Source organism: Aeromonas sp. D3, from assembly GCF_027705025.1.
Lineage (GTDB): Bacteria > Pseudomonadota > Gammaproteobacteria > Enterobacterales > Aeromonadaceae > Aeromonas > Aeromonas salmonicida.
The window spans coordinates 141,873-154,679 of record NZ_JAPDBE010000004.1; the positions used below are offsets into that span (position 1 = coordinate 141,873).

Annotated in this window: 11 protein-coding genes; 1 reads left to right on the forward strand and 10 read right to left on the reverse strand. The window is 60.4% G+C overall.

Annotated elements, in window-relative coordinates; translation table 11 throughout:
- Positions 1-497: 497 nt before the first annotated feature.
- A complete protein-coding gene (locus tag OKC28_RS04515) occupies positions 498-1,148 on the reverse strand; it encodes a class I SAM-dependent methyltransferase (RefSeq protein ID WP_058394758.1) in 651 nt (216 codons plus the stop codon).
- 280 nt (positions 1,149-1,428) lie between these two features.
- Here OKC28_RS04515 and OKC28_RS04520 point away from each other — a divergent pair, with 280 nt between their 5' ends.
- Positions 1,429-2,526, forward strand: a complete 1,098-nt coding sequence (locus OKC28_RS04520) for a calcium:proton antiporter (RefSeq protein ID WP_270687734.1) — start codon at positions 1,429-1,431, stop codon at positions 2,524-2,526.
- Between the two features lie 72 nt (positions 2,527-2,598).
- On the opposite strand, the gene hutH is transcribed toward OKC28_RS04520, so the two are convergent.
- The 9 genes from hutH to ftsE all read right to left on the reverse strand — a co-directional run bounded on the left by hutH (position 2,599) and on the right by ftsE (position 12,773).
- Positions 2,599-4,131: a histidine ammonia-lyase gene (hutH, locus tag OKC28_RS04525; protein ID WP_270687736.1), complete on the reverse strand. Its 1,533-nt coding sequence runs from the start codon at positions 4,129-4,131 to the stop codon at positions 2,599-2,601.
- A gap of 1 nt (position 4,132) precedes the next feature.
- Complete coding sequence (gene hutU / locus OKC28_RS04530; RefSeq protein WP_270687738.1) at positions 4,133-5,836, reverse strand: urocanate hydratase; 1,704 nt, start codon at positions 5,834-5,836, stop codon at positions 4,133-4,135.
- A 55-nt stretch (positions 5,837-5,891) separates the two neighbouring features.
- Positions 5,892-6,836, reverse strand: coding sequence for a formimidoylglutamase (hutG, locus tag OKC28_RS04535; protein ID WP_270687743.1), 945 nt, complete (start codon positions 6,834-6,836; stop codon positions 5,892-5,894).
- Positions 6,829-8,064, reverse strand: coding sequence for an imidazolonepropionase (gene hutI / locus OKC28_RS04540; RefSeq protein WP_234595850.1), 1,236 nt, complete (start codon positions 8,062-8,064; stop codon positions 6,829-6,831). Before hutI ends, hutG begins: the two co-directional genes overlap by 8 nt.
- A 155-nt stretch (positions 8,065-8,219) precedes the next feature.
- Positions 8,220-8,924, reverse strand: coding sequence for a histidine utilization repressor (gene hutC / locus OKC28_RS04545; protein WP_058394753.1), 705 nt, complete (start codon positions 8,922-8,924; stop codon positions 8,220-8,222).
- Between the two features lie 11 nt (positions 8,925-8,935).
- Positions 8,936-9,595, reverse strand: coding sequence for a carbonate dehydratase (can, locus tag OKC28_RS04550; protein ID WP_005316416.1), 660 nt, complete (start codon positions 9,593-9,595; stop codon positions 8,936-8,938).
- Positions 9,596-9,747: 152 nt separating this feature from the next.
- Positions 9,748-10,602, reverse strand: a complete 855-nt coding sequence (gene rpoH, locus OKC28_RS04555; RefSeq protein ID WP_011899178.1) for an RNA polymerase sigma factor RpoH — start codon at positions 10,600-10,602, stop codon at positions 9,748-9,750.
- Positions 10,603-11,053: 451 nt separating this feature from the next.
- On the reverse strand, positions 11,054-12,007 hold the full coding sequence (ftsX, locus tag OKC28_RS04560) for a permease-like cell division protein FtsX (protein WP_005316425.1): 954 nt from the start codon (positions 12,005-12,007) through the stop codon (positions 11,054-11,056).
- A gap of 97 nt (positions 12,008-12,104) precedes the next feature.
- Positions 12,105-12,773, reverse strand: coding sequence for a cell division ATP-binding protein FtsE (gene ftsE, locus OKC28_RS04565; protein ID WP_005316428.1), 669 nt, complete (start codon positions 12,771-12,773; stop codon positions 12,105-12,107).
- Positions 12,774-12,807 lie beyond the last annotated feature (34 nt).

Here is a 12,807-nt window from a genome sequence, read left to right on the forward strand (position 1 = left end):
CGGGGCAGAAAAATGGGAGCGAAGTGGCGGGATCAGGGATTTTCAGGCAGAAAAATGGTCCCACTAAGGGGACCGAAAGAAACACTCATATCAAAACTAACACTCTGTGCTACTGACAAAAAAACAGATACAGGAGTATTGAACACACGGTGAGTCAAACCGCACGGCTACTCTAGCCATTTCAGATAAGCTGGACAATTGTCACTTATGACAGGTAAGCGATTGAATCTTCATCAGCGTACTTTATAAAATCCATATTTATCATTGAGTTATAATTTATCATTGCCACGGCGCTCCCTGCGGATCAAATTGATACAGCTAATGCACCAGAACAACGCCTCCCATTTGCATCCCATCCGTGCATCAAACCCTTCCTCCTTGCGACAAATCCCGCCCTCAGGCTTATGCCGCCGCGGCCTTGACCGCCCACCGGGTCGATAAAGAAACTACTACCGGATAGGGAAGTCTGGCGCGACGGCAGCCCATACTGCCGATGACTAGCGCCGGTATTGCAGGATCTGGCCACGAAATGGCTGGCTCAGATAGCTCACATCCAGCGGCTTGTGCTGACTGTGCTGATAGCCCAGGGTCACCATCCGCTTGCTGAAGCGGGCATGCAGGCCACGACCCGGGTCCACCAGGATCACCTCGCAATGGGGCTTGGCGTGTTGTTCGATAAAGGCGGCCAGGGTCTCGACCTGACCACGCTCATAGAGCAGATCGCTGCCGATGATGAGATCGAAGCGACCCAGCGCCGTGGTGGTATCTGCCCAACCGGTGCGAATAAAGGGGATGAGGCTGCCTTTGTTGAGCAGCACATTTTCCGCCAGAAAGGCGCCCGCCTCCGGGTGATAATCAGTGGCCGTGATGTCGGCCAGCCTATGGTTGAGCACCAGACTCGCCAAGGCGATGCCGCAGCCCACCTCCAGGATCCGCAAGCCAACTATCTCGTACTCCACCATCAGATGGGCCAGCACATTGCCGGAATCCCAGACGATACCGAATAGCGGCCAGAAGGCTGAAGAGATGCCGAGCGCCTCCGCCTCCCCCTCGTCATCGGAGAATTGCTGGTTGTCGCGCAGGGTGCGCAGGTGGATGTCGAGTTCGCCAAACTCTATGGTGTGATAGCGCAGACGCACAACAGACATGGGAGTCCTTGGTCGGAATGCCGCCAGATCCACAAGAGCATGAATGCGATCGGCATAGTCCATGCTACGCAGCATACGGTCAGATTAGCTATCTATATCCCGACCATCGGCTGACCACGGGTGTCAGGCGAGCCCACCACTGCTTGGTTTGTAACAAAATGATTTTTCCCGATCCGGACAACAGCCTTTATCATTGTCTGGGTCGTCACCTGCCGTGACCTTGCATCATTGCCTCCATACCCCGTCGGCTCATGCCGCCCCGAGATGAGAACCATTGCCTATGAAGTCATTTATCCGGCAAGAGATTGCCCTGCCCGTTGGCCTGCTGACCCTGCTGTTCTTCAAGACCACAGGGAGCGAGCTGCTGACAGAGGCGACTCCGCTCGGGATTTATCTGCCTGTCTCGGCGGCGCTGCTTGCCATCGTCACCTGGGCCATCTTCTCTGTGGTGCGCCACTCGGATGCCCTCGCCATCAAGCTGGGTGAGCCCTTCGGTACCCTTATCCTGACGCTCTCCGTCATCTCGCTGGAAGTGGTGATGATCTCCTCCGTCATGCTCACAGGCGATCCCAATCCCGTAATGGCCCGCGATACCATGTTTGCAGTGGTGATGCTGGTCACCAATGGCCTGGTGGGCTTCACCCTGCTGTTTGGCGGCTGGCGCTACCACACCCAGAGCTTCAATCTGGATGGGGTCAAATCCTATCTGGTCGCCATCATACCGCTGGCGCTACTCTGTCTGGTGCTGCCCAACTTCACCCGGGGCGGCACCATCGGCAGCATGTCGAGCCCCATGTCCTGGATGCTGATCATCATCTCCGTCCTGCTCTACGGTATCTTCCTGCTAATCCAGACCCGCAGCCACAGCCACTTCTTCGTCGACAGCGACCACGAGGATTACGAGGAGCACCACGGCCCGCTGCGCAGCAACGTCTATCACACCATACTGCTGCTCGCCTATCTGGTGGTGGTGATCCTGCTGGCCAAGACCCTGGCCGTACCCATCAACTTCGGCGTGAAGATCATGGCGGCGCCTCCTGCGCTGGGTGGCTTTATCGTGGCCTGTATCGTACTTGCCCCCAAGGGGGTCGGTGCCATCAAGGCAGCCTTCAACAACCAGTTGCAACGGGCCATGAACCTCTATTTCGGCTCTGTGCTGGCCACCATAGCCCTGACAGTACCGGCCGTGCTGTTCATCGGCGCCATGCTGGGCCAGGAGGTGCGCCTCGGCCTCTCCGCCGCCGACATGGTACTGCTCGTCACCACGCTTATGGTCTGCAAAGTCACCTTCAGCAGCGGCCGCACCAATGTGCTGCACGGCGCTACCCACCTGGTGCTGTTCGTGGTTTATCTGTTCCTGATGTTTGAACACGAATAACCCGCGCCAGCCAACACCAGAAATGACAAGACCGCCCGATGGGCGGTCTTTTGCTATGAGCCGAATGGGGGCTTAGAGGCTGGGCAGCACACCGACCGGGATCAGGTCGTTGTAACTCGCCCTGGCCAGCAGCGCAGCCGCCGCCTCTATGTCCGGCGAGAAGTACCTGTCCTTGTCGTAGAAGCTCACCTCTGCCCGCAGCCGCCCCTTGGCCTGCTCCAGCAGCGCTGTGGTGCGCAGCGGAGCACGGAAATCCAGCCCCTGGGCCGCTGCCAGCAGCTCGACGGCCAGTATGCCACGGGTGTTCTCCGCCATGTCCGTCAGTCGGCGAGCGGCGAAGGTGGCCATAGAGACGTGATCTTCCTGGTTGGCGGAGGTGGGCAGGCTGTCTACCGAGGCCGGATGAGCCAGGCTCTTGTTCTCGGAGGCGAGCGCCGCCGAGGTGACCTGGGCGATCATGAAGCCCGAGTTGACCCCGCCGTTGTTGACCAGGAAGGCAGGCAGGCCCGACATGCGGGAATCGATCAGCAGCGCCATGCGGCGCTCCGACAGCGACCCGATTTCGGCGATGGCCAGGGCCAGGTTGTCGGCGGCGAAAGCCACGGGTTCTGCATGGAAGTTGCCACCGGAGAGGATCTCCTCATCCTCGGCGAACACCAGCGGGTTGTCGGAGACAGCGTTGGCCTCGCACACCAGCACCTCGGCGGCGTGGCGGATCTGGGCCAGACAGGCCCCCATCACCTGGGGCTGGCAGCGCAATGAGTAAGGATCCTGCACCTTCTCGCAGTTGTGATGGGACATGCCGATCTCGCTGCCATCCACCAGCAGGTGACGATAGCAAGCCGCGGCATCGATCTGGCCACGCTGACCGCGCACCTCATGGATGCGGGCATCGAACGGACGACGACTGCCCAGAGCCGCCTCCACACTCATGGCGCCTATGGTGATGGCGCCGGCGAACAGATCTTCGGCGTGGAACAGGCCTTCCAGCGCGAACGCCGTGCTGGCCTGGGTACCGTTGAGCAGGGCCAGTCCCTCCTTCGGCGCCAATGAAATAGGCTCGAGACCCGCGATCTTCAGCGCCGTGGCAGCGTCCATCAGCTCGCCCTTGTAGCGGGCCTTGCCCTCCCCGATCAGCAGACAGCTCATGTGAGCCAGCGGCGCCAGATCGCCGGAGGCGCCGACGGAGCCCTTCTTCGGCACCACCGGATAGACTTCGGCGTTGATGAGGGTCATCAGCGCCTCAAGCACAGTCAAGCGGATGCCGGAGAAGCCCCGCGCCAGGGAATTGACCTTGAGCACCATCATCAGCCGCACGGTGGCGTCATCCATGTAGGTACCGATGCCGGCAGCGTGGGAGAGCACGATGGATCGTTGCAATTCGTCCAGCTGCTCCACCGGAATGCGGGTGTTGGCCAGCAGGCCAAAGCCGGTGTTGATGCCATACACAACGCGGTTTTGCTCGATCACCTTGGTGACCACGGCTGCAGAGGCGCGGATCCCGGGCAGCGCGGCCGGATCCAGGCTGATATGGACCGGCTCGCGGCTGACGCGGCGCAAGGTGTTGAGGCAGAGCTTGCCCGGTAACAGATTGAGTTCAAACATCTTATTTAACCCCTTTGGCCGTTGCGGTCAGCATCGGCAGATCCAGTTTCGCATCATGGGCACAGTTGATGGCAATCTCGTAACCCGCATCCGCATGGCGCATCACGCCGGTGGCCGGGTCATTGCGCAGCACGCGGCCGACCCGCTTGGCAGCATCGTCGCTGCCGTCACAGACAATCACCACACCCGAGTGCTGGGAGAAGCCCATGCCCACGCCGCCACCGTGGTGCAGGGAGACCCAGGTCGCGCCACCGGCCGTGTTGAGCAGGGCATTGAGCAGCGGCCAGTCGGAGACGGCATCCGAGCCATCCATCATGGATTCGGTCTCCCGGTTCGGGCTGGCCACAGAGCCGGAGTCCAGGTGATCGCGACCTATGACCACGGGCGCCTTCAGCTCGCCATTTTTCACCATCTCGTTGAAAGCCAGGCCCAGGCGTACCCGATCCTTGACCCCGACCCAGCAGATCCGCGCAGGCAGGCCCTGGAAGGCGATGCGCTTGCGGGCCATGTCGAGCCAGTTGTGCAGGTGGGGATCGTCCGGGATCAACTCTTTGACCTTCTGATCCGTCTTGTAGATATCTTCCGGATCGCCGGACAGCGCCACCCAGCGGAAGGGACCAATCCCCTCGCAGAACAGCGGGCGAATATAAGCAGGCACGAAGCCGGGGAAATCGAAGGCGTTTTTTACCCCTTCTTCCAGTGCCATCTGGCGGATGTTGTTGCCGTAATCGAGGGTCGCCGCGCCACGGGATTGCAGGGTCAGCATGGCTTCCACCTGACGGGCCATGGAGTGACGAGCCGCCTGATTCACTTCCTGGGGCGCAGATTTTTGCAGCTCGCGCCACTGGGCGACGCTCCACCCCTGCGGCAAGTAGCCGTGGATGGGGTCGTGGGCCGAGGTCTGGTCGGTCACCACGTCCGGGGTGATGCCACGGGCCACCAGCTCGGCAAAGACATCGGCGGCGTTGCCAAGCAGGCCGATGGAAACGGCGGTGCCGCTCTGTTTGGCCTCCTCGACCATGGCCAGCGCCTCATCCAGGCTGTGGGCCTTCTTGTCGACGTAGCGGGTCTTGAGGCGAAAATCGATGCGGGTCTCGTCGCACTCGACGGCAATCATGGAGAAACCGGCCATGGTGGCGGCCAGCGGCTGTGCGCCACCCATGCCACCCAGACCGCCGGTCAGGATCCAGCGCCCTTTGGGTTCGCCGTTGAAGTGCTGATTGGCCACCGCGAAGAAGGTTTCGTAGGTACCCTGCACGATTCCCTGAGTGCCTATGTAGATCCAGGATCCGGCCGTCATCTGGCCGTACATCATGAGACCTTTCTTATCCAGCTCGTTGAAGTGTTCCCAGTTGGCCCAGTGCGGCACCAGGTTGGAGTTGGCGATCAGCACCCGAGGCGCATCCTTGTGGGTCTGGAACACCCCGACCGGCTTGCCGGATTGCACCAGCAGGGTCTCGTCTTCCTCCAGCCGTGTCAGCACCTCGACAATCTTGTCGTAGCAGGCCCAGTTGCGGGCGGCGCGGCCGATACCGCCATAGACCACCAGGGATTGGGGATGCTCGGCCACTTCCGGATCCAGGTTGTTCATCAGCATCCGCAGCGGCGCCTCTGTGAACCAGCTCTTGGCAGTCAGCGTGGTACCACGGGAGGCACGGATGACGCGGCTCGGATCCTGACGGGGATCCAGGTGTTGCTCAGACATACACACTCCTTGTTTTATCAATGCAGCAGCATTGCGACCTGCCCTCGGCAGAGCGCTACTTGGTTAACTGATGGACCAGCCGGGCGGCCACGCGGGCGCTGCGGTTATCCTGATCCAGGTTCGGGTTGTACTCGGCCAGATCGGCGAGCCGCAGCTTGCCGCTGGCCCGGATATGGACGATCAGGGGTTCGATGATGGCCAGCTCGACGCCACGGGCGGCGGGAGCACTCACCCCCGGCATGACGGCGCCGGGCAGCACGTCGAGATCGATAGTCAGATAGAGGTGGTCACACTGGGCGATAAAGCTATCCAGCCCGCTTAGCAAAGTAGGCAGGGTGCGCTCGCTCATGGCCTCGTCTTTCACATACCAGACCCCCAAGGCGTCGGCCCTTGCAAAAAGCGCCTGCGTATTGGCGGTCTCGGCCACCCCCAGGCAGGCGTAATGGAAAGGCGTTCCCTGAGCGGTACACTGCTCGGCAATCTGGAAGAAGGGAGTGCCGGAACTCGCCTGCTCTACCTTGCGGCGCAGGTCGAAGTGGGCATCGAAATTGATGATGCCGACCCGGCCCTGACCGACCAGATGACGGTTGAGACCGCTCCAGCTGCCGAACGCCACCTCGTGACCGCCTCCCAGCACCAGCGGGAAGTGTCCCTCATCCAGCAGGCTCGCCACCCGCTCGGCCAAGCGGGCATGAGCGGCATCGAGATCGCCGTCGTCGCAGGTCAAATCCCCGCTGTCATAGACGGGACGAGTCAGATGCCAGGCACTGTTGGCCAGCAGCTTGCGGATCGCCAGCGGTGCGCCAGCGGCCCCCACGCGCCCCTTGTTGCGGCGCACCCCCTCGTCGCAGGCAAAGCCCACCAGGGCCACGCCGGGTTCGGCAGTACCGCTCAGCGGCCAGGCCTGCACCTTGTCGTGCCAGCGCAGGGCGAGCTCACCATCTTCCGGATCCTGGCGCCCCTGCCAGACCGACATATGGGACAGGCTGAACTTATCCATGCAGCGTCTCCTCCCCGTTGACGACCCGGCTCACCAGCTGATCGACCCCGATGAGGTAGCTCAGCTCGGCCGGGTGCGCGCAATTCCAGACCAAGAAATCCGCCAGCATGCCCACTCTCAACTGCCCTAAACGCTCCTGCTCGCCAAGTGCGCGGGCGGCGTTGCGGGTCACCCCGACCATGGCCTCGACCGGGGTCAGACCGAACAGGGTACAGGCCATGTTCATGGCCATGCGCAGCGACACAATCGGGGCAGTGCCCGGGTTGATGTCGGAGGAGACCGCCATGGGCACATGGGCCTTGCGCAGGGCGGCGATGGGGGGCAGCTTGGTCTCTTTCAGGAAATAGAACGCTGTGGGCAGCAGGGTGGCGACCACGCCACGGTGGGCCAGTGCCTGGATCCCTTCCTGATCCAGATGCTCCAGATGATCCACCGAGAGGGCACCAAAGTTGGCGGCCAGCGCACTGCCTCCCAGGTTGGAGAGCTGCTCCATGTGGCCCTTCACCGGCAGACCGTATTGATCCGCGGCCAGATAGACCTGCTCGGTCTGGGCCAGCGAGAAGCCGATATGCTCGCAGAAGACATCCACCGCATCCGCCAGACCCGCCTCGGCAGCCGCCGGGATTATCTCCTGGCAGATGGTCTCGACCCAGGAGTCGGGATCGTCGCGATATTCTGGCGGCACCGCATGGGCAGCCAGCAGGGTGGTCTTGACCCGAATGGGCAGTGCTTCCCCCAGTCGGCGGGCGACCCGCAGCATCTTGAGTTCATCTTCCAGGGTGAGGCCGTAGCCGGATTTGATCTCTACCGTGGTGACCCCTTCCCGGATCAGCGACTTGATCCTGGCAGCCGCCAGCGTGAACAACTGCTCCTCGCTGGCCTCACGGGTCGCACGTACAGTGCTGATGATGCCGCCGCCCTTGCGGGCGATTTCGGCATAAGGCACCCCCTGCTGGCGCAGCTCGAACTCTTCGGCGCGGCTGCCGGCAAAGATGAGGTGGGTGTGGCAATCGATGAGCCCCGGGGTTGCCAGCTTGCCCTTCATGTCCTGCCAGTGGGCAGGATAAGGGCCCTTGAGATCCTGCATGGGCACCAGAGCGTGGATCTTGCCTTCATGAACGCCGAGGGCGTGGGGTTCCAGCAGACCGTAGTCAGCCAGATCGGGGCGCAGGGTGGCGGGTGTCACGTTGAGCCAGACCCGCTCGCAGTTCAACAGTTCCTTGTTCATACCGACCTCTAAATGTATATACATTAACTTATATCCGATCTCTGTCAGGAAAGAAAGGATCAAGTTCACATCTTGATAACAGCGCTTTCATTAGAGTTTAAGCACAAAAAAGCCCACCATGAGGTGGGCTCTGTCAAAACTATATGTATATACAATTAACTGAGACTGGTCTTGGAACTCAGCTTGTAGCGGGAACCTGGCGAGAGCAGACGGGCATAGGAGACCAGATACCCTTCCGACCAGGTACGGCGGTGCAGCAACAGGCAGGGGGTATCGACCCGCACCTGCAGCAGACCGGCTTCACCGGCACTCGGCAACACGGCCTCTACCACATGCTCCATCTCGGAGAGAGGACAGACGTCCATCAGGTAGCGATTCGGGGTCTGTTGAGTGAAATCCTGCTCGCCATAACCGGGCAGACGCTCGGCATCGACGAAGCGCTCCTCCAGTTGCAGCGGCTCCCCATCGGCCTGATGGACGATGAGGCTGTGGAAGATGGCAGCACCGACTCTCAGCCCTAGCTGGACCGCTACCTTCTCGTCGGCGGCCTGGCGTTGCAACCGGATCACCCGGGCGCTGTACTGGCTGCCTCGCTCGGCGATCTCATCGGCTATGTTGCGAATGGCCAGCAAGGGCGACTCGGTACGCCTGTCCGCCACGAAGCTGCCGGAACCGGCGGTGCGTACCAGCCAGCCCTCGGCCACCAATTCGCGCAGTGCCTTGTTGACCGTCATGCGGCTCACGGCAAACTGCTCGCACAGGGCCGCCTCGGTCGGGATCCTGTCCCCCGCCTGATAGTGGCGTTCACGGATCCCGTCCAAGATGTGCTGCTTGATCTGAAGATAGAGGGCTGGCGCCAACGGCAGGCTCCTCAGCGACGGCGGTGGGGCGGACGCATGTCCGGCCAGGCGCGGTAAACATCGGGGATCTGATCCGGCCCGCTGACGCAGAGATCCAGATCGTGCAGCAGACCGTCCTTGATGCCATAGATCCAGCCGTGCACCGCCAGCTCCTGCCCCTTGCGCCAGGCGTTCTGGATGATGGTGGTGTGGCAGACGTTGGCAACCTGCTCGGCCACGTTCAGCTCGCACAGGTAATCGAAACGCTCGTGCTCATCTTCGATGGCATCCAGCTGTTCACGATACTTGAAGTAGACATCCTTGATGTTGCGCAGCCAGTTGTCGATGAGCCCCAGCTCCTGGTTCTGCATCGCCGCTTTGACGCCGCCGCAGCCATAGTGGCCGCAGATGATGATGTGCTTCACCTTGAGCACCTCGACCGCATATTGCAGCACCGAGAGGCAGTTGAAATCGGTGTGCACCACCAGATTGGCGACATTGCGGTGGACGAACACATCCCCCGGCAGCAAGCCCATCAGCTGGTTGGCGGGAACCCGGCTGTCGGAGCAACCGATCCAGAGGTATTCAGGGGCCTGCTGGGCGGAGAGGGTAGCGAAGAAATTCGGATCCTCGGCCTTGATCCGTTCCGCCCACTCGCGGTTGTTGGTAAACAGGTCGTTCAACAGTTTCACTATCTGCTCTCCCTACTGTGGCAGTGGCGGCAACATAACATAGACAAGGGTAACCAAGGCAAGGCCGACCAGATACTCGTGAAACAAAAACAGGGCCATCAGGCCCTGTTTTTGTGAGGGAGGCATCAGGCCCTGTTTTTGTGAGGGAGGCATCAGGCCTCCATGGCGTCTTTCAGCTTCTTGAGTGCGTTCTTCTCAAGCTGACGCACCCGCTCGGCGGAGACACCATAGGTGTCGGCCAGCTCCTGCAGAGTGGTCTTGCTGTCATCATCGAGCCAGCGGGCACGAATGATGTGCTGACTGCGCTCATCCAGAGTGGCAAGGGCCGAACTCAGGCGACGGGTCGCGTGATCGTCCCAGTTGTCGTTCTCAATGGTGGCCGCCAGATCGGAGGATTTGTCTTCCAGATAATGGACAGGGGCAAAGCCACCTTCGTCTTCATCATCACCGACCAGATCGAACGCCTGATCGTAGTTGCTCATGCGCGCTTCCATCTCGGTCACGTCGGTCGGGGAGACTCCCAACTCGGCGGCGACGGCCTGCACTTCGTCATGGCTGAACCAGCCCAGACGCTTCTTGGATTTGCGCAGGTTGAAGAAGAGCTTGCGCTGGGCCTTGGTGGTGGCCACTTTTACCATGCGCCAGTTGCGCAGCACATACTCGTGGATCTCGGCCTTGATCCAGTGCACGGCGAAGGAGACCAGTCGCACTCCGACGGTCGGGTCAAAGCGCTTGACCGCCTTCATCAGGCCGATGTTGCCTTCCTGAACCAGGTCAGCCTGGGGCAGACCGTATCCGGCATAACTCTTGGCGACGTGAACGACAAAACGCAGGTGCGACATGACCAGCTGACGGGCAGCCTCGAGATCGCCACCCTGCTGCAAACGCTCAGCCAGCTCACGCTCTTCCTCTGCGGTCAGCACAGGAATCGAATTTACTGCCTGGATATAGCCTTCCAGACTACCTTGCGGAATCAGAGCCATAGTGCGTTGCAATGAAGTTCCCATTTTTTACCTCTTTCTTTTCAATCGAACCAGTCTAACACCCTGAGAGGGTCTGTCTACTGACCGGATATCATTCTGCGGCCCACATCAAACACTGTGCCCAGTTTGAACTCGGGCTATCTTAGGCCGGCAGGATGAATCATGAATGAACAGTCAAAAAAAGGGGGTCACAATCAAGGACCCCCGAAAAGTAGCATGCTAAGTCCATTGTTGCGGAGCTCGCAACCTTCACATGCTTGCCAAGTCAGACGAGCAAGGCAGAGGGGCCACACCCGTATAAGTTCTTCAGCACTTGTAGACTGCTTATAAATCAGAAGGTTCACCGGATCCAGAGCAGATCCTGAAGATAGCTGTTAATCAGATTACTCCGAGAACAGTGGCCGAGCCAGAAACGGCAATTCTTTTACTTGATCCAGCTCTCAAAATCCAGCGCTTTGAAACGCTGATAAATTAATCAGGATGGTTCTATGTCGCGAATGTGGCGATGTACCGAGAACCAGGAGGCGATCAGCCCCAGCAAAGCCCCCAGCAAGACCAGATTGATCCCGTCTATCGCCCCCATGCCCACCAGCCGGAAATTGCTGTTGTAGAGCCCGGCCAGCTCCTTCACCACACCCTCGCTCCAGATCACCATGACTTCGGTCAACCACCAGGCCAGCATGCCGCCGATGACCCCGAACCAGATACCGGTATAAAGGAAGGGACGATGGATGAAGGCGTCAGTCGCCCCCACCAGCTTGAGCACTTCGATCTCGGAGCGCTGGTTGAGGATGTTCAGGCGCAGGGTATTGCCGACGATCAGCAGCACAGCCGAGAGCAACAGCACGGCGATGCCTGTGATGGTATGGCGCAGCAGGTTCATGATCCCCTGCAACCGGGTCAGCCACTGCAGATCCAGTTTGCCCTGCTCAACCCCGTCTTCGTTGTTAAGCTTGCCGAGCAGCTCGGCGGCCCCTTCCGGATTCTGCCAGCGGGGATCCGGAATGACGCTCAGCACGGGCGGCAAGGGGTTGCTGTCCAGATAGTCGAGGGCATCGCCGAAGCCGGAGATCTCGCGAAACTCTTTCAGCGCCTCCTCCCGGCTCATGTAGGTGACGGATTCCACCTCGGGATAGAGCAGGATCCGCTGCTTCATGTCGAGAATGCTCTGCTCTGGCAGATCCTTGCGCAGATAAAGAGAAATCTGGGAGCTGGTCTGCCAGCTGCCTTCCACCACTTCGGCGTTTTTCAGCAAGACGTGGAAGCAGGAGGGCAATGCCAGACTGACGCCGAGCACCGCCAGGGTCATCAGGGAGGCGAGCGGATTGCGCCACAACTCTCCCAGGCTGGCAAACGCCTGACGGACGTGATCGACCCCGTACATCATCAGACGGCGCAGCGGTGGCTGTTTATGGCGAACGATAGCCATCAGAGCTCTCCCCCGTGTCGAATATCGGCGACGTGATCCATCCACATGACCATCATCAGACGGCGCAGCGGCGGTTGTTTATGGCGAACAATAACCATCAGAGCTCCTCCCCCGCCGAATACATGCGGCCCGCCTTGAGGGTCAGGGTGCGGTAGCGCATACGGGCAATCAGCCCCAGATCATGGGTAGCAATGAGTACCGAGACCCCGAAGCGGTTGAACTCCTCGAACAGCCGCATGATATCCATGGAGAGCTGGGGATCCAGGTTGCCGGTCGGCTCATCCGCCAGCAGCAACGGCGGCTTGTTGACGATGGCACGGGCGATGCCGACACGCTGCTGCTCACCACCGGAGAGCATGCGCGGCTGGTAGCGCTCCTTGCCGAGCAAGCCCACCTTGTCCAGCGCCGCCGCAACCCGCTTGTTGATGTCTGCATGGCTGTAACCATCGATCACCAGCGGCAGGGCCACGTTGTCAAACACGGTTCTGTCCATCAGCAGGCGGTGATCCTGGAAGATCATGCCGATCTGGCGACGCACATAGGGGATATCCCCCCGCTTGATGTGGCTGACATCGTCGCCGTGAAAGAAGACACGGCCATCGGTCGGTCGCTCCATCACGCCAATAAGCTTCAAAAGGGTACTCTTGCCAGCCCCCGAGTGCCCGGTCAGGAAGGCCATCTCCCCTTTGTGCAGGTGAAAGCTGACCTTCTGCAACGCCTGATGGCCGCCGCTATATACCTTGCTGACCTTATCAAAACGAATCATAACGGATCCCTGACATTGACATGCCCCGACCTGA